Source organism: Microvirga sp. Mcv34, from assembly GCF_024519725.1.
In the GTDB taxonomy this organism is placed as follows: Bacteria; Pseudomonadota; Alphaproteobacteria; order Rhizobiales; family Beijerinckiaceae; genus Microvirga.
In genome coordinates this window covers 44,744-70,119 of sequence record NZ_JALJRK010000003.1, presented here as the reverse complement: position 1 = coordinate 70,119, position 25,376 = coordinate 44,744, and the positions used below count along the sequence as shown (strand labels likewise).

Annotated in this window: 20 protein-coding genes and 1 pseudogene; 15 read left to right on the top strand and 6 right to left on the bottom strand. The window is 65.1% G+C overall.

The features are described from left to right. Nucleotides 1-16: 16 nt before the first annotated feature. Nucleotides 17-793, top strand: a complete 777-nt coding sequence (locus OC446_RS02665) for a glucose 1-dehydrogenase (RefSeq protein WP_262027496.1) — start codon at nucleotides 17-19, stop codon at nucleotides 791-793. A gap of 6 nt (nucleotides 794-799) precedes the next feature. Here OC446_RS02665 and OC446_RS02660 read toward each other — a convergent pair whose 3' ends face one another. Next, the gene (locus OC446_RS02660) at nucleotides 800-1,771 is read right to left on the bottom strand and encodes an alpha/beta hydrolase (protein WP_262027495.1); all 972 of its coding nucleotides are present in this window, start codon (nucleotides 1,769-1,771) and stop codon (nucleotides 800-802) included. 174 nt (nucleotides 1,772-1,945) lie between these two features. Between OC446_RS02660 and OC446_RS02655 the strand changes: the two genes are divergently transcribed. The 3 genes from OC446_RS02655 (at nucleotide 1,946) to meaB (ending at nucleotide 4,396) form a co-directional block, all read left to right on the top strand. Next, entirely contained in the window at nucleotides 1,946-2,704 is a 759-nt protein-coding gene (locus tag OC446_RS02655; protein WP_262027494.1) for a DUF3750 domain-containing protein, read from the top strand. A gap of 53 nt (nucleotides 2,705-2,757) precedes the next feature. Then, the gene (locus tag OC446_RS02650; protein WP_262027493.1) at nucleotides 2,758-3,321 is read left to right on the top strand and encodes an SMI1/KNR4 family protein; all 564 of its coding nucleotides are present in this window, start codon (nucleotides 2,758-2,760) and stop codon (nucleotides 3,319-3,321) included. A gap of 85 nt (nucleotides 3,322-3,406) precedes the next feature. Continuing rightward, complete coding sequence (gene meaB, locus OC446_RS02645; protein ID WP_262027492.1) at nucleotides 3,407-4,396, top strand: methylmalonyl Co-A mutase-associated GTPase MeaB; 990 nt, start codon at nucleotides 3,407-3,409, stop codon at nucleotides 4,394-4,396. A gap of 98 nt (nucleotides 4,397-4,494) precedes the next feature. Here meaB and OC446_RS02640 read toward each other — a convergent pair whose 3' ends face one another. Beyond that, on the bottom strand, nucleotides 4,495-5,508 hold the full coding sequence (locus OC446_RS02640) for an asparaginase (RefSeq protein WP_262027491.1): 1,014 nt from the start codon (nucleotides 5,506-5,508) through the stop codon (nucleotides 4,495-4,497). 168 nt (nucleotides 5,509-5,676) lie between these two features. Here OC446_RS02640 and OC446_RS02635 point away from each other — a divergent pair, with 168 nt between their 5' ends. Continuing rightward, nucleotides 5,677-6,981, top strand: a complete 1,305-nt coding sequence (locus OC446_RS02635; protein ID WP_262027490.1) for a UDP-glucose dehydrogenase family protein — start codon at nucleotides 5,677-5,679, stop codon at nucleotides 6,979-6,981. A gap of 95 nt (nucleotides 6,982-7,076) precedes the next feature. Next, entirely contained in the window at nucleotides 7,077-7,313 is a 237-nt protein-coding gene (locus OC446_RS02630) for an Lrp/AsnC ligand binding domain-containing protein (RefSeq protein ID WP_009494007.1), read from the top strand. 12 nt (nucleotides 7,314-7,325) lie between these two features. Here the strand turns inward: OC446_RS02630 and OC446_RS02625 are convergent. After that, nucleotides 7,326-8,283 (bottom strand): annotated as a pseudogene (locus tag OC446_RS02625) (IS630 family transposase). A gap of 217 nt (nucleotides 8,284-8,500) precedes the next feature. Here OC446_RS02625 and OC446_RS02620 point away from each other — a divergent pair. Then, nucleotides 8,501-9,166 (top strand): DUF924 family protein, encoded by a 666-nt coding sequence (locus OC446_RS02620; RefSeq protein ID WP_262027489.1) that lies wholly within the window; start codon nucleotides 8,501-8,503, stop codon nucleotides 9,164-9,166. A gap of 18 nt (nucleotides 9,167-9,184) precedes the next feature. On the opposite strand, the gene OC446_RS02615 is transcribed toward OC446_RS02620, so the two are convergent. From OC446_RS02615 to OC446_RS02605, 3 genes are all read right to left on the bottom strand, one after another. Next, entirely contained in the window at nucleotides 9,185-10,276 is a 1,092-nt protein-coding gene (locus OC446_RS02615) for a lytic transglycosylase domain-containing protein (RefSeq protein ID WP_262027488.1), read from the bottom strand. 171 nt (nucleotides 10,277-10,447) lie between these two features. Beyond that, a complete protein-coding gene (locus OC446_RS02610; protein WP_152712473.1) occupies nucleotides 10,448-10,894 on the bottom strand; it encodes a Crp/Fnr family transcriptional regulator in 447 nt (148 codons plus the stop codon). Beyond that, a complete protein-coding gene (locus tag OC446_RS02605; protein WP_262027487.1) occupies nucleotides 10,891-13,515 on the bottom strand; it encodes an ABC transporter ATP-binding protein/permease in 2,625 nt (874 codons plus the stop codon). The genes OC446_RS02610 and OC446_RS02605 overlap by 4 nt, the downstream gene beginning before the upstream one ends. A gap of 242 nt (nucleotides 13,516-13,757) precedes the next feature. On the opposite strand from OC446_RS02605, the gene OC446_RS02600 reads away from it, so the two are divergent. The 8 genes from OC446_RS02600 to OC446_RS02565 are packed head-to-tail and all read left to right on the top strand — an operon-like array spanning nucleotide 13,758 to nucleotide 25,367. Then, the gene (locus OC446_RS02600) at nucleotides 13,758-15,035 is read left to right on the top strand and encodes a glycosyltransferase family protein (RefSeq protein WP_262027486.1); all 1,278 of its coding nucleotides are present in this window, start codon (nucleotides 13,758-13,760) and stop codon (nucleotides 15,033-15,035) included. An 8-nt stretch (nucleotides 15,036-15,043) separates the two neighbouring features. Continuing rightward, entirely contained in the window at nucleotides 15,044-16,315 is a 1,272-nt protein-coding gene (locus tag OC446_RS02595) for a glycosyltransferase (protein WP_262027485.1), read from the top strand. Then, a complete protein-coding gene (locus OC446_RS02590; RefSeq protein WP_262027484.1) occupies nucleotides 16,312-17,430 on the top strand; it encodes a glycosyltransferase family 4 protein in 1,119 nt (372 codons plus the stop codon). The genes OC446_RS02595 and OC446_RS02590 overlap by 4 nt, the downstream gene beginning before the upstream one ends. 9 nt (nucleotides 17,431-17,439) lie before the next feature. Continuing rightward, the gene (locus OC446_RS02585) at nucleotides 17,440-19,380 is read left to right on the top strand and encodes a glycosyltransferase (protein WP_262027483.1); all 1,941 of its coding nucleotides are present in this window, start codon (nucleotides 17,440-17,442) and stop codon (nucleotides 19,378-19,380) included. Nucleotides 19,381-19,412: 32 nt separating this feature from the next. After that, entirely contained in the window at nucleotides 19,413-21,278 is a 1,866-nt protein-coding gene (locus OC446_RS02580; protein ID WP_262027664.1) for an ABC transporter ATP-binding protein, read from the top strand. Continuing rightward, on the top strand, nucleotides 21,278-23,191 hold the full coding sequence (locus OC446_RS02575) for an ABC transporter substrate-binding protein (protein WP_262027482.1): 1,914 nt from the start codon (nucleotides 21,278-21,280) through the stop codon (nucleotides 23,189-23,191). The genes OC446_RS02580 and OC446_RS02575 overlap by 1 nt, the downstream gene beginning before the upstream one ends. Further along, nucleotides 23,188-24,207 (top strand): ABC transporter permease, encoded by a 1,020-nt coding sequence (locus tag OC446_RS02570; protein WP_262027481.1) that lies wholly within the window; start codon nucleotides 23,188-23,190, stop codon nucleotides 24,205-24,207. Before OC446_RS02575 ends, OC446_RS02570 begins: the two co-directional genes overlap by 4 nt. Then, the gene (locus tag OC446_RS02565; protein WP_262027480.1) at nucleotides 24,204-25,367 is read left to right on the top strand and encodes an ABC transporter permease; all 1,164 of its coding nucleotides are present in this window, start codon (nucleotides 24,204-24,206) and stop codon (nucleotides 25,365-25,367) included. The genes OC446_RS02570 and OC446_RS02565 overlap by 4 nt, the downstream gene beginning before the upstream one ends. Nucleotides 25,368-25,376: the final 9 nt, after the last annotated feature.

Here is a 25,376-nt window from a genome sequence, read left to right as displayed (position 1 = left end):
TCAGGGGAGGATCTCCATGGAGCGCGTGCAGGACAAGGTCGCCATCGTCACCGGAGCGGCGCTCGGCATCGGCCAGGCCACGGCGCATCTTCTGGCACGGGAGGGCGCCAAAGTCGTCCTCACCGACATCAAGGACCAGCACGGCGAGGCCGTCGCGCAGAGCATCCGGGAGGCGAGCGGAGAGGCGATCTACCTTCATCACGACGTGGCGCAGGAACCCGCCTGGGAGAGCGTCATCGGGGAGACTCTGTCCCGCTTCGGCCGCCTCGACGTGCTGGTCAACAATGCCGGGGTGGCCGATGCCTGCCCGCCCGACGAGGAAACGCTCGACCATTGGCGCTGGCTGATGAGCATCAACATGGAAGGCGTCTTTCTCGGCACGAAGCATGCGATCCGGGCCATGAAGGAAAAGCAGCCGCCCGGCGGATCGATCATCAACCTGTCGTCCATCGCCGGCATGGTCGGCGTTCCCGATCTCGGCGCCTATTGCACCTCGAAGGGCGGCGTGCGCCTCTACACGAAATCCGTCGCGCTCTATTGCGCCAGCAACGGCCTCAACATCCGCGTCAACTCCGTTCATCCCGGCTATATCTGGACCCCGATGGTCGAGCATTATCTGGGCCAGCACGGCGACGTGGAGGAAGGGCGCAAGGCCGCAGGAAGCCTCCATCCGCTCGGCCATGTGGGAGAGCCCGACGACATCGCCTACGGGGTGCTCTATCTCGCCTCGGACGAGTCGAAGTTCATGACGGGCGCCGAACTCGTCATCGACGGCGGCTACACCACGCAGTAGCGCGTTCTACGACCGCTCGATGGCCCGTTTGATCACCTGCTGCACTTCCTTGTTCGTCAGGAAGATATCGTGGTTGATGATGCCGCTGCCGAATTCCGAGGCGTCAGCCACGCGCACGCCAAGCGCTTCCAGACGCTCGCGGTCGGCCGCTCCGGCCCGGATGATGCCGCCGGCCAGACGGCTCGAGACGGCGAGCGCCCGGTCGTTGGTGGAGCTGATGACGGTGATCTTCTTCGCGTCCGGTCCAAGACGTTCGAGGCCCCGGGCGAAAAGGTCGATGTCGATGTCGGGAGCGGCCAGCACCACGGCGCCGATGCGGTCCATGGCGCTCTCGCCGCCGGACGCCCGCAGCATCCGCAAGGTCTCCAGCGTGAGCAGCGTACCCATGCTGTGGGCGACGATGTGGATGCGTCCGCCGCTCGGCGTCTTGGCGATGGCGGTGAGCAGGTCCTCCAGGGCATCGCGGGACCACATGGCGCTTTCGCGATCGGCCACGTAGCTGAAGGTGGACGCTGCGGAAGGCCAGGTGAACAGGCCCGTCACCCCGGCGAACTTGATCCCCTCGGACAGATCGATGGTCGATGTCGCGGCCGTCTCGAAGCTCTCGCGATAGCCATGGATGTAGAGCAGCAGATTGTGCCCGAAGGCCGCCTGGGCGAAGGTCTGGGCCGCGTTGCTATGATCCACGCCATCGACCTTGGCGATGCTCCAGCCGCTGCCGCCGATCAGGGAATCCGAAGGCGGCTTCAGGCGCGCTTCCGCGAAGACCAAGTCCGGGGACCGCTCGCTACTGAACCAGGGCTTCTTGGGCGGATCGCCCACGGGAAGACGCGTGGTCGCGACCAGGAGCTTCGGATCTCGCGCGAGCCCCACCTGCGACGAGACCGGGCTGGTGAGCGCCGAATCCTCTCCGAGGCAGCCAGACAGGGCGAGGCTTGCGAGGCACACGAGGGCAAGGCGGGAGACGGGAAAAAGCATAGGGCCGGATTTCAAGAGACAATGAGGGCAGTGCTGTTTTGTCCCTGAACATGGCGCGCACAAGGCAGACGACCGACGAAGACGCATCCGAACGGAAATATGGTAACCCAATGGTGAACGGGGGTGTCGCCTCGTCGCCTTGATGCTCCGCTGAAGGATCCATACCTTCGCCCGATGCTTGCCTTCCTCTCCCGTGTTCTCCTTCTCATCGTCGGCCTGTTTCTCCTGCCCCTGGGGGCCCATGCGCTCTGGTGGGCGCTGCGCGACGATGTCGCGCCGAGCTGGCGCGCCGCCGATTGGTCGAGCGCGAAGCTCCTGCCCGCCGCGTCCGAAGCGCCCCAGGCCATCGTGGCGGTCTACGCGGCCCGGGTCGGCCGCTGGCGCGGCATCTTCGCCCACCACACGTGGATCGTCGTGAAGGAGGCCGGAGCCGGCACCTATACTCGCTACGACAAGGTCGGCTGGGGCAGCCCGGTCCGCACCAACGGATGGGCGCCGGACGGGCGCTGGTTCGGCAATGCGCCGCATCCGGTGGTCGTCATCGAGGGCAAGGCGGCGGAACGGCTGATCCCGCAGGTGCGGCAGGCGGTGGCGAGCTACCCCTACCAGACCTTCGGCGCCTACAATGCCTGGCCGGGCCCGAACTCGAACACCTTCGTGGCGCACGTGATGCGCTCGGTTCCCGAACTCGACGCCGCTCTGCCGCCCACGGCCCTGGGCAAGGACTGGCAGCCCTGGCGTGACATCGTCGGCCTGACCCCGAGCCGGACCGGGATCCAGGTCTCCCTCGGCGGCTATGCGGGCCTTGCCCTCGGCTGGGTCGAGGGTGTCGAGATCGACTTCATGGGCCTCGTTGCCGGCGTCGACCTGCGCCGACCCGCCATCAAGATTCCTGCCTGGGGACGAATCGGCATGGACCCGATCACATGGTGAACGAATGAGGCCAATACTTTAGGTCGTAGCATTAAGGTTGGTGGAGAGTTTCGATGCTGCCGTGGCATAAGATAGCATTTCACTCCAAGGCCACAAGGCCCGGTCTGCCGTCGCGGGTCCAAGCATTTGAACAGCTTGCCAGAGTGTCTCTTCCTGAGGACTACCGCCAGTTTTTGCTCGATATCAATGGCGGACGTCCGTGCCGATCCACGGATGCGGGCTCGCGGGAATACGCATTGATCGATATTGACTGGCAAGGAAGACCTCCAGCCGTTTCGCATGATGTCGCGATCGTGGACTACTTGTTGTCAGTAGAGAGCTGGGAGAATGTTTATGAAGAATCGAAAGGCAGCAGCCTAACGCTTGAGGGGTGCTATCGTGTTTTCGTTCTGGAGGAACCGCGCATACCTTCAGACTTCATCCCCATTGGTAGAGATCCTGGAGGAAGCCTCTTCCTGATTTGCACAGGTAATCCGCAACCAAGCTCCGTCTGGTTCTGGGCTCGCGACTGGTTCAGCTGGGAGCTGAAAGACCAAGATCCATTTCACAACATGGGCTTCGTAGCGCCTCGATTCGTCGATTTCATCGAAAGAATAAAGTTCTCGACGATAGACTGAATGATGCTGATATGTGGGAAAAATACCAGCGCATACCTAAGCATCGGCTATTGCATCCCACTCTCAACGTCGGCAGAAAAGTCAGATGACGGAGGCATTCAAGCGCCGGAGTAGCACGATCTCGGCCGACGCGATCCTCTCCGGCGACCGGGCCTCCCTGGCGCGCGCCATCACGCTCATGGAATCGCGCCGCAAGGATCATCGCGAGGCGGCGCGCGCGCTGCTTCAGGAGCTGATGCCCCGCACGGGCCAGGCGGTGCGGATCGGCATCACGGGGGTTCCCGGGGTCGGCAAGTCCACGACCATCGACACGCTGGGCTCCATGCTCACCGGGAAGGGGCACAAGGTCGCCGTGCTGGCGGTCGATCCCTCGTCCACCCGAACGGGCGGCGCGATCCTCGGAGATAAGACCCGAATGGCCCGTCTCTCGGCCGATCCCAACGCGTTCATCCGTCCCTCCCCGTCCTCCGGGACGCTGGGCGGCGTGGCGGCCAAGACGCGAGAGACGATGCTGCTCTGCGAGGCGGCCGGCTTCGACGTCATCCTGGTGGAGACCGTCGGCGTCGGGCAGTCGGAAACGGCCGTCGCGGACCTGACCGATTTCTTCCTCGTCCTCATGCTGCCGGGCGCCGGCGACGAACTGCAGGGGATCAAGAAGGGCATTCTCGAACTCGCCGACCTGATCGCCGTCAACAAGGCGGACGATGCGGGCGCGAAGGCGAAGGCCGCCGCCGCCGAGTACAAGGCCGCCATTCACATCCTGACGCCCGCCTCCCCCACCTGGACGGCCCCCGTCCTCACGGTCTCGGGGCTCACCGGCCAGGGACTGGACGAGCTCTGGGCGAAGGTTCTCGATCATCGCAGGCGCCTGGAGGCCACCGGAGAACTCGCGGCCAAGCGCCGGGCGCAGGACACGAAATGGATGTGGGCCCTCGTTCACGAGCGCCTCTATGAGCGCCTGCACCACGATCCCGCCCTGCGCGAGCGCGTGCCCGCCATCGAGAAGGCCATCGCGGACGGCTCCCTGTCGCCCACGGCCGGAGCCGGGGAGATCGTGAAGCTGTTGGGGATCTGAAGCATCGGACGCAAAAACGGGAACCGGCTCTGCGTGTAGAGATGCGTCCAACTCGAAAGTCAGAGCACCGGAGGTGAAGCCGAAGCCGTGGGGCGCGGTCAGGCCCCGCCCCTGACCTCCGGTGAGACCTTGATCTGACCGACTTCGGTGCCGTTCCAGTTCCTGAGCACTGGCTGGGCCAGCGTCTCGACGGCCTTGCGCTCGTCGGCGCTCAAGGGGAGGAAGCGCAGGACGAGCGCGGCCATCATGGCCTCAGCCGCGCGGCCATGGCCATCCTCGACCTTCAGGGCCACGCCATAGCCGAGTTCCGGGAACGAGGCGCAATAGACCCCTTCCGCCCCGACCTTGACGAAGGCGCGTTCGCCGAGAAGCTCCATGAGCTTGGTGTCGAAGCGGCCGGACCCAGCCACCATGAAGGGATGGCGCGCCACGGCCTTGCGGATCCGGGCCGCAGCGGCCTTGCCGTCGCCCGGCAGGCCCGTCCCGGCGCCGAACCGGGCGAAGCCGAAGGCCAGCGACGGAAGCGGAATCGCATAGGTGGGGATCGAGCAGCCGTCGATGCCGCTCTTCTCGACCGTATGGCAGGCGCCGGTGATCTCCTCCAGGGCCTCGCGCACGCTGCGCTGCACGGGATGATCCGCCAGCCCATAGCCCTTTGGGCTCTGGCCCTGGCCGCAGGCGAGGCAGACGAAGCCCGCATGCTTGCCCGAGCAGTTGTTGTGCAGGGCGCTCGGGCTGGCCCCCGAGGCAGCCAGAGCGCGATTGGCGGCCTCGCCCATGGGCCAGTGCACGCCGCATTCGAGGCAGCCGACATCCTGACCGGCCTTGGCCAGCATGGCCTTGGCGGTCGCCGCATGCTCCGGCTCGCCCGAATGGGACGCGCAGGCGAGCGCGATCTCCTCGTCGGTCAGGCCGTATTTGTCCGCGATGCCGCTTTCGACCAGCGGCATCGCCTGGAGCGCCTTGACGGCGGAGCGCGGAAAAACGCGCCGGTCCACATCCCCGATCGACAGGATCATGCCTCCCTCGGCGTCGACCACGGAGACGCTGCCCCGGTGGCGCGACTCGACGAGATGTCCGCGGGTGACCTCGACAAGAAATGGATTGTGCATCAATGCCCCATTTGAAAAGCGGCGGTGTTGTGGAGGCACTCGGTCCAGAAGTCAAAGGGGGTATTGTTGCAATAGTGGGAATACTGCCTCGAAATCGTTAGGTGCCGTGGGTTGCTGCAGGGCCCCTGCCACTCTAAACCCAAGGTCCGAACAAACTGGGAGTTCTCGATGCGTGTCGCGATGATCGGAGCAGGCTATGTCGGCCTGGTGTCCGGTGCTTGCTTTGCGGATTTTGGCCACGAGGTCTGCTGCGTCGACAAGGATCCGTCCAAGATCGAGGCCCTCAACCGGGGCGAGATCCCCATCTTCGAGCCGGGCCTGGCCGAACTGGTCGCCAAGAACGTGCGCGAGGAGCGCCTGACCTTTACCACCGACCTGTCTCAGGCTGTGCGCAACGCCGAGGCCGTTTTCATCGCGGTCGGCACCCCGTCCCGCCGCGGCGATGGTCATGCCGACCTGTCCTATGTCTACCAGGCCGCCCGCGACATCGCCGCCGCCATGGACGGCTACACCGTCATCGTGACCAAATCGACCGTGCCGGTCGGCACCGGCGACGAGGTCGAGCGCATCGTCAGAGAGACCCGGCCGGATGCGAATTTCGCCGTGGTGTCCAACCCGGAATTCCTGCGCGAAGGCGCGGCCATTGCCGATTTCAAGCGGCCTGACCGCATCGTGGTCGGCACCGAGGACGAGCGCGCCAAGGGCGTGATGAATGAGCTCTACCGCCCGCTCTACCTCAACCAGTCTCCCCTGCTCGTCATGTCCCGGCGCACGGCGGAGTTGACGAAATATGCGGCCAACGCCTTCCTGGCGACCAAGATCACCTTCATCAACGAGATCGCCGACCTGTGCGAGCATGTGGGCGCCAACGTCCAGGACGTGGCCCGCGGCATCGGGCTCGACAACCGCATTGGGGCGAAGTTCCTGCATGCCGGCCCGGGCTATGGCGGCTCATGTTTCCCAAAGGACACGCTGGCCCTGATCAAGACGGCGCAGGACTACGAGGCGCCGATGCGCATCGTCGAGACGGTGGCGGCGGTCAACAGCCAGCGCAAGCGCGCCATGGGCCGCAAGGTGATCGCCGCCTGCGGCGGCTCCGTGCGCGGCAAGACGGTGGCGGTGCTCGGCCTGACCTTCAAGCCGAACACCGATGACATGCGTGACGCGCCCTCCATCGACGTGATCACCGCCCTGCAGGATGCGGGAGCGCAGGTACGGGCCTACGATCCGGAAGGCATGTCGGCCGCCAGGGCGGTCCTGACGGACGTGCAATATGCCCGGGACGCCTATGATTGCGCCCGCGGGGCGGATGCACTCGTTCTGGTGACCGAATGGGACGCGTTCCGGGCCCTCGATCTCACCCGCCTGAAGGCCACCCTGGCGGCTCCCGTGGTCGTGGACCTGCGCAACGTCTACCGCCCGGAGGAGATGCGCCGCCACGGCTTCACCTATGTCAGCGTCGGACGGGAATGACACTCCACAGGACCGGTCCCGGAGGTTCTCACCGGCCCGGTCCCGTGCCATATGTCTCGGACTGAGACATTCCAGACGACGCCCCGGAGCCTCCCATGCAGACCTTCTTCGTCGAGATCAAATGCAAGCTCGGCAAGACCTACGCCGTCGCGAACGCGCTTGCCGACCGGGAGATCGCCTCCGAGATCTACTCGACGGCCGGCAATTACGACATCCTCGCCAAGTTCCACGTGGATGACGGGGTCGATATCGGCCATTTCATCGCAGAGAACGTGCAGGTCATCCCCGAGATCGCCGACACGCATACGATCATCACGTTCAAGGCTTTCTAGAGCATCGGACGATTACACGGACGCATATCCGGCGGCCTTGAGGTAGTTCCAGCATTCGTCTGGCGCAAACAAATTGCAGATGTCGCCGAGGGCTCGCCAGAGCGCGTCGAACGTTCGGGCCTCAGCCTTGCGCAAGTGCGCCTTGAGCTTGGCGAAGGCCTGTTCAATGGGATTAAGATCGGGCGAATAAGCCGGCAGGAACAGGAACCAAGCCCCTCGCTGTTTCAGACACTGGGCGGCCTTCTCGCTCTTGTGAACCGCCAGATTATCGAGGATCACCACGTCGCCTGTGTGCAGGGTCGGCGCGAGCTGCGTCTCGATGTAAGCCTCGAACGCCAAGCGGGTGATCGGACCATCAATCACCCACGGGGCGATCAGCTTGCTGCACCTCAGCCCTGCGATGAACGTGTGGGTCTTCCAGTGGCCAAAGGGCGCGCTCATACGCAACCGCTGGCCGCGGCGAGAGCGTCCGCGCAGGCGGGTCATCTTGGTGTTGACGAAAGTCTCATCGAGAAACACCAATCGGTGCGGCTCCTGGCGCATGCGAGGCTGACGGTGGCCTCTCCAGACCCGACGCTCATCCCGCACGTCGGCGCGTGCGCACTCTGCCGCCATCAGGGATTTTTTTATATGAGAAGCCACGCCGGCACAGGAAGCGCGAGAGCATCGCGGGGGCTGCCACAATCCCGTGTTCCGCCCGCAAGCGAGCGGCCAGTTCGGGCATGGTGATGGCGGGTTTGGCCTCGACGGCCTGGATCAGGAAGCTCTCATAAGGCACCAGCTTGCCGCTTCCCGGCGGGCGGCCCTGACGGGCTGGCGCGAGTGAGCCGGACTGCCGCTTCCGCTGCATCAGCTTGATGGCGCAGCTGTCACTGACCCCGAAGTGGCGGGCCGCCGCCCGGCAGGGATGGCCCGCCTCGACAAAGGCCGCAATCCGCACGCGCAGATCCAAGGAGAAGCTCTGGGTCATGATCCACCTCCTGCTCTCAGAAGGGAATCACATTTCAGCCCAGGCCGAAACCTCTTGAATCTACCTTTCAGTCCGAGGCTCTAGGGCAGGCCAGACCGCCCCTTTGGCGGCCGCCCACCAATCTTGTCAGACCCTCTTATCCGGTCCCTCAGGTGCTCCCAAGCACAGCGCGGCCTTTCCGATCGGGATAACATCGGATTCCTTCAGGGAGGAATGGATGTCATCTCAGCTGGACTGGCGCAGGGTTTACGACTTCTGGTTCCCGGCAGACCTTGCGGACTCCGGCATTGCGGCTCACTGGCAAATGGTGGCCTGGTGGCTGCATGGCGGAGCGCAAGCGGAACTGCGCCCCTTCGCTCCCCTTGTTCACGCGGCCAGGTCCGGCCGGCTCGACCATTGGTGTGCCACGTCGCCCGGGCGGCTGTCCCTGATCATCGTTCTGGACCGGTTCCCGCGCGGCTTGTTCGCGGGGACGCCGGAAGCGTATTCCTCCGACCCGGATGCCTTGCGGATGGCCGAGGAGGGATTCGGAAACGGGCATTACGATGCCCTGACGTCCCCGTATGAAAAGTTCTTCTACCTCCTGCCCCTCGTCCACGCGGAGGGACCGGATCATGTCGGGCGGATGAGGCGCGTCGTCGCCATCGCCGAGCGGGCCGTCGACGAAGCCCCGAAGGATCTCAAGCCGGTCTGGCGGTTTTCCCTCGATCAGGCTCGGGCCCGGTTCGACATCATCTCCCGGTTCGGCCGCTTCCCGCATCGGAATCCGGTTCTCGGGCGCGCCTCCACGCCGCAGGAGCTTACCTATTTGGCCAAGGACGATTTCATCCACACCCGCTCGCTGCCCATCTCGGCATCATCGGCGATCAGCGCGATCGGGTGACGGGCTGCTGGGCCGCCCTTACTGCACGAGAGCGGTCGCCTCGGAGGTCCGCTCCTCGCTCTGGCGGGAGATCTCGGCCAGATAGGGGCCGATGCCCTCGTAGCGGTCGAGGCGGCGGACGATCTTCGAATCGATCTTGTTGTAGAGCTCGGCCACGCTCACCGGACGGCGCTTGCGGCCCTTGCCTTCCATGAACAGCCCGGCATTGGCCTTCGCGGCTTTCGGGAAGAGCTTGGAGGCTTTCATGTTCGGGTCCTGGTCGAGAACTTCGAGGAACCGGACGGCGCTGGAAGCGCCCAGGAAGTGAGCGAGGTAGAGTTCCGCCTCCGCCAGCTCCCGCTCGCCCTGGGCCTGGAGGGCGCGCTCCACGTCCTTGATCAGCTCACCGGCCATGAGGGCGGAGAAGTACGGGTCGGTGCGCAGGTTCATGATCCAGGCGCGGTCCTTGTCGCCGACGACCGGGTCGCCGTCCACGGTCCTGATGGCCTCAGCGGCAGCCGCGAAGCCGTAATCGGCGGCATGGAGCTGCACGATTTCGAGCCAGGTGCGGTCGATGAACTGGAACAGCCCTTGCGCGGACGAGGTCGGCGCCTTGGCTTCCGGCGAGAGGCTCGATTCCACGTCGGCCAGGGTCATCATGTAGACCGGATCGACCCCGGTCACGTGGGCGGCCTTGAGGATGGAATGCACGAGCCAGCGGGGAACGTTGCGCCCGTTGAAGGGGATCAGCTCATCCGGATCGCCAGCGGCCTCGTCCTGCATCTCGTGGGGCGCCGGCTTCGCGGCATGGGGCTTCCTGAAGGTGAATGCGCCGTCGAGAATGGCCTTGAAGAGGCTCGGATCCTTCATCAGCTTCGGGGTGAAATCCATCGATGCCGTGATGAGGGAGCCGGTGGTAACCGGTTGCGGAACCGAGGCCGCAACCGGCCTTGCCATGAGAGCGCTTGGTAGGGTCGCCACGGCCGCCGGTCCGGCGGAGAACCCCTGAAGCCCCAGGATCATGCCCGCGGTCAAGGTCAGCTGAAGGAAACGGCGGCGACGTCCGGGCTTGCACACATCCGCAACAGGCTGCGGAACTGCGCACAGCAGCGTTCTCGCGTTACTCATCATCACTTATCCCGCAACAGCCCGACCTGATGATTGGGCCTTCCCTTGTGTCATTCTGGGACAAGGGTTGACGGGTAGATGTGACGAGAATCGGTCAGCTTGGCCATTCGCGGTAGGATTTTGCTAACCTTAAGCAGGGTTTTCCCCGAAAAATCTCAAGGCCTGCCTGGAAATTCAGGATGAGGATTGTGCGACAAGCTGCGCATTCGTCCGCTCGAGGCGCTTCGCCAGCTCCCGCATGATCGCCAGGGACATCTGGGGAAACTGGGCGAGAAGCTCGAGAAAGACCCTCTTGTCGATTCGCAGAGCCGTCGTCGGTTCGGCCGCCATGATCGTGGCGGAGCGTGGCGTGTCCGAGAGAATGCCCATCTCGCCGACGAGGGCGTTGCTCCCCAGCTCCGCCACCTGGATGTCTCCGCCCGGCGTGTTCAGGAGAACGTTCGCCCGCCCGTCGAGGATCACATAGGCGGCGTCGGACGGGTCCCCCTGCGAGAAGAAGCGCTGCCCACCGGAAAACTGCACCCGCTCGCTCGTGAAGGCGAGCAGCTTCAGGCGGGCTGGATCCACATCCCGAAACATCGGCACCTGCCGCAAGGACTGAACCTCTGTTTCAAGGGTCATGCCACCTCTCCTGCTACTCTCTGGGCGGCGTCCGGCTCGGGTCTGGCGGACCTGAGAGCCGGAGCGGCCGTCTTTTCTGTAATGATTTGTCCGTCACGGAAGCGCAACTGAACATCGAAAGTGCCTGCCTGTCGATCATTGGGAAGGACCATGAACAGGCTTTGTTGGTCGAGAAGCTCCAGCAGCAGTTCGAGCATCTGCTGGCTGCGCGCCTCGTCGAAGGGAGCGAACGCCCCGTCGATGACGAGAATGTCCGGTCGCTTCACGAGGCAGCGCACCAGATTGACGCTCGCCCGCTCCTGCGGCGACAGGAGCCTCCCGGCCGTTCCGACCTGATAATCGAGGCCGATCCGCTCGATGTCCTCCAGCAGGTCGAGTTCCCGCACCACGGTCGCGACCGCTTCGGTGACCCGGACGCGGGCATTGGCGACCTGGTAGCTGACGCGCCCGAACAGGAGGTTGTCCCGCAGCGGCGCAGCCGCGCAGAAATGCTCGGGATCGTAGAACTCCACCCCCTCGGAGGCGGATTTCGCCAGAACCTCCCGGACCCGGCCGCGCGCCTCCACGATCCGGGCCATGAGCCGGTCGTCGAGGAGGCCGAGGCGGTGCCGGGCCTCGATATAGGCGAGCGGCAGGGCCAGAAGCCGGGTGCGATCCTCCCGCTTCAGGTTGCCCTCCCCCCGCGCGTGCCGGCGCAGGATGGCGGCGAATTCGGACAGTTCCTCGGCGCCGATGAAGGAGAACTGCTCGAACAGCGAATGCCCGGGAGGCAGCCCCTCGAAGATCTCGGTCATGGTCTCGGCGATCTGCAGGCCCATGCGGACGAGATCGTCGGTCAGCCCGGCCCGGTCGATGGCGCTGCGGAACTGGCCGTTCTCCGCCAGATTGCGCCCCTTGAACTCGTCCGAGATCGGCACCCCGAAGAGAAGGTTCTCGGCGATGGTGGCCTGGCTGTTGTAGCGCTCCGGATCGAAGGGTTCGACCAGGTCGGCCATGCCGTTCGACTGGAACGTCTCGCGCAGGCGGTGCCGGGCTTCGACCACGCGCTCGGCGAGCGCCATGTGGCGCTCGGGATCGATCCGCCCGGCCAGGCCGAACAGGTAGATCGTGTCGCCCATTCCGATCCTGTCCAGAAGATCGAGGAGGATGCGGTCGAGATCGTTCTCATCCCGTGCGCCGATCCGTTCGTAATCCACCCATTGGTCGGCGATGCTCTCGATGGGGTTTCCCGTTCGGATCGCCTCGGCGATCCGGCGGTCCATCTCCCGCTTCTCCTCCTCGATCCTCCCGAGGGGCTTCGAGCGGAGGCCGTAGATCAGGTTGTCGCGGATGCTGCCGGGGAAGAGAATCGGATCTACGCCCGCATAGGCGATCCGGCGCCCGACCACGGAAACGGGGAGCTGCATCAGATCGCGCTCGCCGATGCGGATCCGGCCGCTGAACTCCGAGGTCCGCCGGGCGATGATGCGCGCGAGCATGCCGGCCGCGGCCCCGCCATTGGAAATCAGGGCGATGCTCGCGGGCAGGTCGACCGTGAAGGCGCCGCCCTCGATGATCATGTCGCCATGGATACCGGCGACGCGGATGTCCTCGGCCATCAGAGGACCCGTCAGGGGCACGTCCTCCTCGGCCGCCTCGCGGGGCTCGTGCAGGGGTGCGAGCCGCTCCTCGGCGAAATGCTGGGTGACCTGGTCGTATTTCACCTGGACGTCGAGACGCTGCTGGTCCCAGTCGATGAGCTCCTTCAAGGGCGGCGGCAGTTCACGATAAGCCCCGATGACGGCCACGAGCTGGCCGATGTCGAGGGTGCCTCGAAGGGCGAAATAGCCGCCGATGGCGTAGAAGAAGAACGGCGTCAGCTGCGCCAGGAAGTTGTTGAGCGATTTGACGAAGAACTTCCGGTTATAGATCTTGAGCCGGACCGAGAAGAGATTGAACAGCCGGTGGCCGATCTCGGCCCGTTCCCAGTTATAGGCGTTGTGAACGTGAACGACCTCGATGCCGTCCTGCACCTCGGCGATGCGACCCGCCAGCTGACGTGATTCCAGCTGCCGCTGCTTCCCCAGACGGAGCAGCTCCCGCCGCAGCCGCGGGATGATGGTGAACTGAACGGCGATGACCGCCAGGGCGATCAGACCGAGCCAGACGTTCTGGATCATGATGAAGACGAGGGCCGTGATGGCCTGCATCCCCAGGAAAATCGGCGTGATGAAGGCATCCCCGATGAAGCCGCCGATGGGTTCGACCTCATCCTTGATGATCGTCGCCGTCTCGGAGGATTTCACGGTGCGCAGGGCATCGGGGGTGAACCGGAGCACCATGGAAAACAGATCGAAGCGCATGCGCCGCAGCATGCGCTCGCCCAGGATGCCCTTCGCGACGTTGATCCAGTACTTGAACGCCCCGTTGACCACGACGAAGAACAGGAAAAGCGTCGAGAGGCCGAAGAGAAGCCCCAGCCTGCCCACCTGGAAGCCCTCGAAGATCTCCAGGGTGCCGCCGCCCAGCCATTTGGGCCATTGATAACTCAAATGGAGAAAAGGCGCGGTGGCATTTCCGTCCCTGAAAGCCTCGCCCTGGATAGCCTGGTTCACGATCTGGCGAGGCAGATCGAGAGACATGAAATAAAATGGAAGGGACGCGAGCACGACCGCGCAAACGATCAGCTGATCGCGCCTTGAATGTGTCCAAATGTACCTAAAGAGGCTCTTTTCCATTGCCGTAAGGTCACCACTTCTATACGCCTGGATGAACCTCTTTCCGATCTCGGGCAACGCCTTATTTGATCGTTAGGGACCTTAGAAGGTAGAGAGGGCGGATCGGTCGTCAATCGGCCCGGCCGCCTGACCGAAGGGGCAGCCGCATGGCAGACCTGGCAATGGATTTCGATCAGGACGCAGGTTCTGTCGCGGCGCAAGCCGAGCGTAGCCGCGGAACGCGGGTCCTGATCTACAGCCATGACACCTTTGGCCTCGGGCATCTGCGCCGTTCGAGGGCGATCGCGAACGCCATCGTGCAGGATCGGCCCGACACCTCGATCGTCATCATCTCGGGATCGCCCGTCATCGGCAATTTCGAGTTCGACAGCGGCGTCGATTACATCCGCATTCCGGGGGTGACGAAGCTGCCGGACGGGGATTACCGCAGTCTCAACCTCAATATCGAACTGGACGAGGCCGTGGGCCTGCGTCAGGCCCTCATCCTCCAGGCAGCCAAGGCCTTCCGGCCGGACGTGTTCATCGTCGACAAGGAGCCCACGGGCTTCCGCGGCGAGGTCGTGCCGGCGCTCGATTACCTCAAGGCCGCCGGCTGCCGCCTCGTGCTCGGCATTCGCGACGTGATGGACGAGCCTGCCCTTCTGGTGCCCGAGTGGGAGCGCAAGGGCGCCAAGGATGCCCTGATCCGCTATTATGACGAGATCTGGGTCTATGGCCTGAAGGACATCTATGAGCCTCTCAAGGCGCTCGACCTGCCCGCCTATGTGGAAGAGCGCATCACCTATACCGGCTACCTGCGTCGGGACGTGCCGCCGACGCCGTCCCTGACCAAATATCCCAAGATCACCAAGCAGCCCTTCGTCCTGGTGACCACGGGCGGAGGCGGCGACGGCGACGACCTGATCGACTGGGTGATCTCGGCCTATGAGTCTGACGCGGCGCTGGAACAGCCGGCCCTCATCCTGTTCGGTCCCTTCATCGACCGGGACAAGCGCCGTTCCTTCGTGGAGCGCATCGCCCGGCAGCCGAAGCTCGACGTGATGTCCTTCGACAACAAGATCGAATGGCTCATGAAGAAGGCCGATGCCATCGTGGCCATGGGCGGGTACAACACCTTCTGCGAGGCCCTGTCCTTCGACAAGCGCACGCTCATCGTCCCGCGCACGAAGCCCCGCCTCGAGCAATATATCCGCGCCGTCGAGGGCGAGCGTCTCGGGCTGGTGAGTATGCTGAGCGACTACAAGGAGCCGCGCACACCCGAGCGCATGGCCGCCGCCCTGCGCGCCCTGTCGTCCCAGCCCCGGCCGTCGGAAGTGATCGTTCCCGGCCTTCTCGACGGCCTCGATCGGGTGCAGGATCGGCTGAAGGCGCTCACGGCCTCCCGGGCGCCGTTCGCCACCGCGTATCATCAGGCGGCCGAGTAACCGTACACATGCTTCCTTCCAAGACAGCCCGACGCATCGCCGTCGTCGTGAAAGGCTACCCACGCCTCTCCGAAACCTTTATCGCCCAGGAAATCCTCGCCCTCGAGCAGCGCGGCCTCCCGCTCGAGATCTGGTCTCTCCGGCATCCGACGGAACGGGCCGTGCATCCCATGCACAAGGCGATCAAGGCGCGGGTCGCCTATCTCCCGGAATACCTTTACGAGGAACCCCTGCGCGTCCTGCGCGGCGCCTTCTGGAGCCTGGGCCAGAAAGGCTTCGTGCCGACGATCCGCGCTTTCCGGCGCGACCTGAAGCGTGATTTCACCGCGAATCGCGTACGCCGCCTCGGCCAGGCCTTCGTGATGGCGCGCGAGATGCCCGAGGACGTGCGGCACCTGCACGTTCATTATCTCCACACGCCCGCATCCGTGGTCCGCTACGCGGCCCTGCTCACGGGCCGGAGCTGGACCTTCTCGGCCCATGCCAAGGACATCTGGACGACGCCCGATTGGGAAAAGCGCGAGAAGATAGGGGAATCGCTCTGGGGCGTGACCTGCACGGCGCAGGGAGCAGGAAACCTTCGCTCCCTGTCGCGGCCCGATAAGGTGTCGCTGGTTTATCACGGCCTCGATCTCTCCCGCTTTCCGGCGCCGCCCGAAAGCCGCCCCGCACGGGACGGCTCGGACCCGCTCGATCCGGTCAGGATCGTGTCGGTCGGGCGGGCCGTGGCGAAGAAGGGTTTCGGCGACCTGATCCAGGCGCTTGCCGCCCTGCCCCAGGACCTCCACTGGCGCTTCGCCCATGTGGGCGGCGGCGAACTGCTCAACACCTTGAATAAGCAGGCTCAGGAGGCCGGCATCGCCGACAAGGTGGCGTTTCTCGGCTCCAAGGCGCAGCCCGATATCGTCGCGCTCCTGCGCGAGGCGGACCTCTTCGTCCTGCCGTCCAAGGAAGCGAAATCGGGCGACCGTGACGGCCTTCCCAACGTCATCATGGAAGCGGCGAGCCAAGGGCTCGCCATCGTCGCGACGGACTTCGCCGGCATCCCGGAATTCATCCGCAACGACGTGGAAGGCGTGCTCGTGCCGCCGGCCGATTGGGCGGCCCTGTCCAACGCGCTCAACCTCCTGGCCCGCGACCCGGCGCAGCGAGAAGCGCTCGGCGCCGCCGCTTTCGCGCGCCTGCGGCGGGACTTCTCCATGGAAGGCGGGATCGACGTGCTGGAGGATCGTCTCCGGGCCGTGACGGACAACGCCAGGACAGAACCGGAGCGCGTGTGACGAATTCGAGGCCAGTCGCGTTCTATGCCCCCTTGAAGAGCCCGAACCATCCTCTCCCGTCGGGCGACCGCACCATGGCCCGACTGCTGATGAAGGCGCTCGACCGGGCCGGCTTCTCGCCTCGTCTCGCGAGCGAAGTGCGAACCCTCGACAAGGTAGGCGACAGGCAGCGCCAGGAAGACGTCCGACGGCAATCGCTCGATGAAGCCGAAAGCCTCGTCGCGCATTACAGGGCGCTGCCCGAGGCGGACCGCCCCTGCCTGTGGTTCACCTACCACGTTTATTACAAGGCGCCGGACTGGATCGGCCCGCACGTCGCCGGGGCGCTCGGCATCCCCTATGCCATTGCGGAAGGATCGCGCGCATCCAAGCGCGCCCACGGCCCATGGGCTCTCGGGCATGAAGGCGCGCAGGCGGCGCTCGACCGGGCCGATGTGATCTTCGGCATGACGGCCCATGACCGGGAGGCCTTGGAGGCCGCGAGGCCATCGCACCAGATTCTCGTGGACCTGCCGCCGTTCCTGGATCTGGCCGAATGGCCCCTGTCGAACACCCGCCCTCCGCGGGCGCTGGAACCGCGCCTGCTCACGGTGGCCATGATGCGGGAAGGCGACAAGCTCGCCTCCTATCGCATTCTCGCGGCCGCCCTCGAGCGGCTCCCGCACCTGCCCTGGACCCTCGATATCGTCGGAGACGGCGAAGCGCGGGACGAGATCGCGCGGCTGTTCTCCCCCATGCAAAACCGGGTGCGGTTCCACGGACAGGTCGAGAGCAAGGCCGATCTGGCAGCCTTCTATCGAGCGGCCGATCTCTTCGTCTGGCCCGCCGTCAACGAGGCCTACGGGATGGTGCTGCTGGAGGCACAGGCCCTCGGCTGCGCGGTGGTTGCGGGCGCCTATGGCGGCGTCGCAAGCGTAGTGCGGGACGGTGCGACCGGATTGTTGACGCCACCCGGCGATGTCACGGCTTTCGCCGAGGCCATGAGCGGCCTCCTGCAGGACCGTGAAAGGCTTGAGACCTTCGGAGCCGACGCATCCCGTTTCGTCGAACAGGAACGCGACCTCGGTCACGCCGCATTGCGCTTGCGCAATGCGCTGCAAGTACTGACGGGGTAGAGTGCAAAAATGAGTTTACGCGTTCTGATCGCCGTCACACATCTTCTGGGAGCGGGCCATCTCACCAGGGCCTCCGCTCTGGCGCGGGCTTTTGCGCGGAAGGGACATGCGACGACGCTCGTCTCGGGCGGCACCCCTGCCCGCGCGGCCGTCCCGGAGAGCGTCACCTTCGTTCAGCTGCCGCCCGTGCGGACCGTCGGTACGGATTTCAAGACGCTGCTCGGCGAGGATCTCGCGCCCGTCGACCAGGCCTATTTCGACAAGCGCCGCGCCCTCCTGCTCGAAACCCTGGAAGCCGCCCGGCCTGACATCCTGATCACCGAGCTTTTTCCGTTCGGCCGCCGTGTCCTGGCGGATGAATTCTCCGCTCTGCTCGATGCGGCGCGCCACATGAGCCCGCGTCCGCTGGTTCTGTCCTCGATCCGGGACATTCTGGTCCCCTCCTCCAAGGCGTCGCGCCTCGCGGAAACCCATGAGCGCGTGCTGCGCGATTACGATGCCGTCCTCGTCCATGGCGATCCAACGCTCGCGCCGTTGGAGGCGTCGTGGCCGGTGGACGAACGGATCAGGCCCCTCATTCGCTATACGGGCTACGTGGACGAGAACGAAACTCCCATGCCGGCGGTTCACCGGCATGGGATCATCGTCTCCGGCGGGTCGAGCGCGGCGGGCCTGCCTCTCTACCGCGCGTCCCTCGCGGCCGCGCGGACCATCGCGGATCGGCCCTGGCGCATCCTCGTCGGCAGGGGTGTGGCGGAAGCGGAGTTCCTGGACCTTCAGGCGAGTGCGCCGGCTCACGTCACCGTTGAGCGGGCGCGGCCTGATTTCCGGGCTCTTCTCTCCGGAGCGGAACTTTCCGTGAGCCAAGCCGGGTACAACACGGTCGTCGATCTCCTGCGCTGCGGCGTACCCTCGATACTCGTCCCGTTCGAAGCGGGCCACGAAACCGAGCAGCGTCTGCGCGCGGAGCGCCTGGCCGCGCTGGGCCTCGCCGAGATGGTGCCCGAGGCGGAGCTTTCGGTGCAGAGCCTGGAGGGTGCCGTCCGGCGCGGATTGGCGCGCCCACCCTCCCCGGCTCCAGCCATCGCCCTGGACGGAGCCGTGCGAACCGTCGCCGCAGTCGAAAACCTCGTGTCGTCCGCCCCGGCGCTCCACCGGAAAATCGATTGGTCGCCCCTCGACCGGGCGCTGGACCAAGCCATGGATCAGGGCGTCCCCATCCGTTTCTGGTGGCGCGACGACGATGCGGTGGCCGATACGCCCGCCCTCGACCGGCTTCTCGGCCTCGCCCGCCGCTACGCCGCAGGGATCGGCCTCGCGGCCATTCCGAGCGGCATCGAGGCCTCGCTCGCCAGGCGGCTGGCGGAAGAGCCGAAGGTCTTCGCTCTCGTGCATGGCTGGAGCCATGCCGACCATGCGTCCGCCGGTGAGAAGAGGGCCGAATTCGGTCCTCACCGTCCCCTGGAGCACATGGCGACGGAAGCGGAGCGGGCACTGCACGTGGCGCGGGAGAGCCTCGGACCGAGGCTCCTGCCGGTCTTCGTGCCGCCCTGGAACCGGATCTCCCGCGATCTCGTCCCGCGCCTGTCGGAGCTGGGCTTTCGGAGTTTGTCCACGTTCACCGACAGGACGAGCGTCCAGCCCGTGCCGGGCCTCGTTCAGGTCAACACCCATGTGGATCCGATCGACTGGCACGGCACCCGGAGCCTCGCCGACCCGGCCCTGATCGTGGCCGCTCTTGCCGGAGCAGTCGAGCGGCGGGTCGCCGGCAAAGCGGACGCCCAGGAACCGATCGGGTTCCTGACGCATCATCTCGTTCATGACGACGTCATCTGGGCGTTATGCGAAAGGCTTATCGCCCGCCTTGCCGCGCGGGGCATAGGTTTTCTGTGCCCCGATGCGTGTTTCACGTTGGAAACAAGATCACAATTGAGATCTAATGGGATCTGATGCGTTATGCTCATAAGTTCCTGGAGGAGCATATGGAAGCGCCACTCCTGTCGGTTCGCCAGCTGACAGTTGACTTCAACACCGATGCCGGAAATTTCCGGGCCGTCGATGGGCTGACGTTCGACATCCCGAAAGGCAAGACAGTGGCGCTCGTCGGCGAGTCCGGATCGGGCAAATCGGTGACGGCACAAGCCATCCTCCAGATCCTGTCGAAGAAGGCCCGCATCACCGGCGGCTCCATCGTGTTCAACGATCCTGCGAATGGCGCCGCCATCGACATCGCCGCCCTGCAGCCGGAAAGCGACGCCATGCATGCCCTGCGCGGCGGGCGCATCGCCATGATCTTCCAGGAGCCGATGACGTCCCTGTCGCCGCTCCACACCATCGGCAACCAGATCTCCGAGGCGCTGATGATCCACTCGGACGTGGATCAGGCTGCGGCGAACCAGCGGACTATGGAGGTGCTGGCCCGGGTCGGCTTCCCCGATCCGAAGCGGGCTCTGAAGAGCTACCCGTTCGAGCTCTCCGGGGGCCTGCGCCAGCGCGCCATGATCGCCATGGCGCTCATCACGCGCCCTGTCCTCCTGATCGCCGACGAGCCCACGACGGCTCTCGACGTGACCACGCAGGCGCAGATCCTGGACCTGATCAAGGAGCTTCAGGGCGAGACCGGCATGTCGGTCCTGCTCATCACGCACGACCTGGGCGTCGTCGCCAACGTGGCCGACGAGGTGGTAGTGATGTATCGCGGGAGAGTCATGGAGGCCGGCTCCCGCGAGAACATCTTCCGCAACGCGCAACACCCCTATCTTCAGGCGCTCATGCGCGCCGTTCCGCGCTTCGCCATGGCGGAGAACGAGCGCCTGACGCCGATCCGCGAAGTCACGAGCGCGACGCTCACGTCGGCCGCGGCCCCGGAGCGGATTCAGCCGAAGGGGCCGATCCTGAAGGCCGAGCACCTCACGAAATGCTTCACGCTCCGGTCGGGCTGGTTCTCAGGCAACACCCAGGAGATCCGCGCGGTCAGCGAGGTCGACCTGTCGCTTCCCATCGGCAAGACCCTGGGCCTCGTGGGCGAATCCGGATGCGGCAAGACCACCGTGTCCAAGATGATCATGCGCGCGCTCACGCCGAATTCGGGCCGGGTGCTGTTCGACGACGGCACGGGGCCGAAGGACGTGCACAAGCTGGAAGGCGATGCGCTGACCACCTATCGCCGCTCGGTGCAGTTCATCTTCCAGGACCCGTTCTCGTCCCTCAACCCGCGCATGACGGTGTATGAGCTTCTGACCGAGCCCCTGCGCATCTACAACATCGGCACCTCTGACGAGCGCTATGCACGGGTGAAGCAGCTCCTCGACATGGTGGGGCTCGATCACCGCGCGCTGAGGCGCTATCCGCATTCCTTCTCCGGCGGGCAGCGCCAGCGCCTCGGCATCGCGCGGGCGCTCGCGCTCGAGCCGCGCGTGCTGCTCTGCGACGAACCGGTTTCCGCCTTGGACGTGTCCGTGCAGGCACAGGTCCTCAACCTGCTCAAGGACCTGCAATCGGCTCTCGGATTGTCCTATCTCTTCGTGTCCCACAATCTCGCGGTCGTGGACTACATCGCCGATACGATCGCGGTCATGTGCCGGGGCTACATCGTCGAGGAGGCGCCGAAATCCTCCCTCTTCCGCAACCCGGTCCACCCCTACACGCAGGCCCTGCTCGCCGCCGTGCCGGATCCGGACATCGACCGGCCGCTGGACTTCGCCAAGCTGCGGAGCGGCCGCTTCTCGCAGCCGTCGGAATGGCCCGAGCCTTTCCGCATCGCGCCCGGAGAATTCGGCGTGATGAAAGAGATCGAACCAGGCCACAAGGTTCGCGTGGGGCACCTGACAGCCCGGGAGGCTGCGTGATGCTGCTCAAAGCCAGAACACAGAAGCTCGCCCTTGCCGTCGCGCTCGGATTGCTCGCGCTACCCGCCATGGGACAGGATTTCAAGGACGCCCCGTTCCTTGCCGAACAGGTGAAGGACAAGAAGCTGCCGCCTCTGGCGGAACGGCTCCCGAAATCCCCGATCGTGGTCAATTCCGCCGGCCAGTACGGCGGTGACGTCGTAACCCTGGTGCCGCGGCCTCGCGACATCCGCTACATCTCGACCTTCGCCTATACCCGCCTCGTCGGCTACGACCAGGATCTCCAGCTTCAGCCGGATCTCCTGGAGAAGTACGAGAACGAGGACGATCGGGTCTTCACGTTCACACTCCGTGAAGGGCACCGCTGGTCGGACGGCTCTCCGTTCACGGCGGAGGATTTCCGCTATTACTGGGAGGACGTGGCCCAGAACCAGGACCTCTCGCCGGCCGGGCCGCCGGAATTCATGATGGTGGACGGCAAGCCCCCGCGCTTCGAGGTCCTCGACGAGCGGACGGTGCGCTACACCTGGGACAAGCCCAATCCGCGCTTCCTGCCGCAACTGGCGGGCCCGCTCGATCCCGGCATCTACCGGGCTTCCGCCTATCTTAAGCAGTTCCACGCCAAATACGCCGACAAGGCCGCTCTCGACGAGAAGGCGAAGCAGCAGAAGCTGAAATCCTGGGCGGCCCTGCACAACCGCATGGACGACATGAAGGAGCAGACCAACCCGGCTCTGCCCACCCTCATGGCCTGGCGCGTGATGAATGCGGCCCCGGCCAACCGCTTCATCTTCGAGCGCAATCCCTACTACCACCGTGTCGACAGCCAGGGGCAGCAGCTGCCTTACGTGGACCGGCTCATCATGGACGTGTCGGCCCCCGGCCTCTTTGCCGCCAAGGCCAATGCGGGCGAGGTCGACCTCCTGTTCCGCGGCCTGTCCATGAGCGACATCCCGGTCCTGAAGGAAGGCGAGAAGGCGAAAGGCTACAAGACCCTGCTCTGGCCCTATGCCCGGGGCACCGAGCTTGCGCTCTATCCCAACCTGAACACGGTGGATCCGGTCTGGCGCCAGCTGAACCGGGACGTCCGCTTCCGCCGCGCCCTTTCGCTCGGCATCGACCGCAAGACTCTGAACAATGCGCTGCTCTTCGGGCTCGGCACCGAGGGCAACAACACCATCGTGTCGGAAAGCCCGCTGTTCAAGGAGGAGCTGCGCACGATGAATGCCGGTTACGATCCGGCCGAGGCCTCGCGCCTCCTCGACGAGATCGGCCTGACGAAGCGCAACGGCGCCGGCATTCGCCTGCTCCCCGACGGGCGCGAGCTGGAAATCATCGTCGAGACCGACGGCGAGAGCAGCCTCGTGGTCGACGGCCTGACCCTGATCGGCGAATTCTGGCGCGAGATCGGCGTGAGGCTCTTCGTGAAGCCGCAGGACCGCACGGTGCTGCGCAACCGCTCCTATGCCGGGCTGACGGTCATGGTGGCCGCGCCCGGCCTCGACAACGCGATTCCCACGGCCATCATGCCGCCGACGGAGCTCGCCCCCATGCGCCAGGACAATTACACCTGGCCGAAATGGGGGCAGCACGTAGAGACCAAGGGCAAGAACGGCGAGCAGGTCGACATTCCCGAAGCCCAGCGCCTGCTCGAGCTCTATGAGACCTGGATGAGCACCGGAAATCGGGAGGTTCAGCGGAACGTCTGGAGCGAGATGCTGCGCAATCATGCGGAGAACCAATGGGCCATCGGCACCATCTCCGGCGCGCTGCAACCCATCGTCGTCCGCAACGGTCTCGAGGGGCTACCGGCCAAGGAGCTCTACAGCTGGGAGCCGACGGCCATGCTGGGCATCTATCGCCTGGATGAAATCCACTGGAACAAAGCCGCCCGCAAAGAGGCCCGTCGATGATCCGTTTCCTGTTGCGTCGCTTCGTCACCATGGCGGTGACCCTGCTGATCATTTCGGCCTTGGTCTTTTTCATCATCAAGCTGCCGCCGGGCGACTTCCTGAGCAACCAGATCGCCGAGCTGAGGGCGCAGGGGGAATCCGCCTCCATCGCGAAAGCGGAATTCCTCATCAAGCAATATGGGCTCGATAAGCCCGCCTGGCAGCAATACCTGGTCTGGATCGGCGTGATGCCCGGGCCGAATGGCTTTTCGGGCCTTTTGCAGGGCGATTGGGGCTGGTCCTTCGAATACGACAAGCCGGTGGTGGACGTGATCGGCGACGCCCTGTGGCTGACCCTTCTCGTCAACCTCGCGGTCGTGATCTTCATCCACGTGGTGTCGATTCCCATCGCGATCTATTCGGCGACGCGGCAATATTCCGTCGGCGACTATCTCGCTACCTTCATCGGCTATATCGGGCTTGCGACCCCGAGCTTCCTGCTCGCGCTGATCATGCTCTATTACATGAACCGCTGGTTCGGCATTTCCATCGGCGGGCTCTACGACGCGCAATATGCGGGCGAGCCCTGGACCTGGGCGAAGACGCAGTCCCTGCTCTCGCATCTGGTGGTGCCGACCGTCGTGATCGGCCTCGGCGGAACGGCGGCCATGATCCGGCGCATGCGCGCGAACCTGCTCGACGAACTCGGCAAGCAATACTACGTGACCGCGAAGGCGAAGGGCCTCGATCCCACGAGAGCCCTCCTGAAATATCCCTTCCGCATGTCGCTCAACCCCTTCATCGCCGATATCGGCAACCTGCTGCCGCATCTGGTCTCCGGGTCCGTCCTGGTCTCCCTGGTCCTGAGCCTTCCGACCGTCGGCCCGATCCTGCTGAGCGCGCTCAAGAGCCAGGATCAGTTCCTCGCCGGCTTCATCCTGATGTTCGTCGCCTTGCTGACGGTCGTCGGCATGCTGATCTCCGACCTTCTGCTGGCCTGGCTCGATCCGCGGATCCGGATGGGAGGCGGACGATGAACACGGCTCTTCCCTCCAAGCACCATTACGTCGATCCCGCCCCCTTCGATCCGGGCAAGACTGAACCGGTCGGCGCCGAAAGCGAGAGCTTCTACCGGGCCTCGTCCTGGCAGCTGATGTGGTGGAAGTTCCGCCGCCACAAGGTGGCGGTGGCGGCCGCCTTCGTGCTGCTCGCCTTCTATCTCCTCGTGCCCTTCGTGGAGATCGTCGCCCCCTACAACCAGACCAAGCGCCACGGCGACTTCCTCTACGCGCCGCCGCAGGCCGTCCACCTGATGCATGAAGGTCGGTTTGTCGGACCTCATACCTATTCTTACAATTACAGCTTCGACCTGGAGAGCTTCCGGCGCGTCTACACGCCCGACAAATCGAAGCCGCAGCCCATCCGCTTCCTGTGCCGGGGCGATGCCTACCAGTTCTGGGGCCTATGGGAGATGAACTTCCATCTGGTCTGCCCGCCGGAAGGCGGCACGATGTTCCTGCTCGGCACCGACCGGCTCGGGCGCGACCTGCTCTCGCGCATCATCTACGGCGCGCGAATCTCGCTCACCATCGGCATCGTCGGCATCGCCGTCTCGTTCGCGCTCGGCCTCTTCTTCGGCGGGCTCGCCGGGTATCTCGGCGGCTGGGTCGATCACGTGATCCAGCGCATGATCGAGATCCTGCGTTCCCTGCCGGAACTGCCCCTGTGGCTGGCGCTCTCCGCCGCGCTGCCGGCGAACTGGAGCCCGATCCTGGTGTTCTTCGGCATCACCATCATCCTCGGCCTGCTCGACTGGCCGGGGCTCGCGCGCGCCGTGCGCTCCAAGCTGCTGTCGCTGCGCGAGGAGGATTTCGTGAAGGCCGCGGAGCTGATGGGCGCCTCCAAGCAGCGGATCATCGCACGCCACCTCATCCCGAACTTCATGAGCCACCTGATCGCCTCGGCGACGCTTTCGATCCCGTCCATGATCCTCGGCGAGACCGCCCTCTCGTTCCTCGGCCTGGGCCTGCGCCCGCCCGTGACGAGCTGGGGAGTGCTGCTCAACGAGGCGCAGAACCTCGCGGCCGTGCAGCTCCACCCCTGGCTGCTCTTCCCGATGGTGCCCGTGGTGATCGTGGTGCTGGCCTTCAACTTCATGGGCGACGGGCTGCGCGACGCGGCGGACCCGTATCATTAGGATCGGACA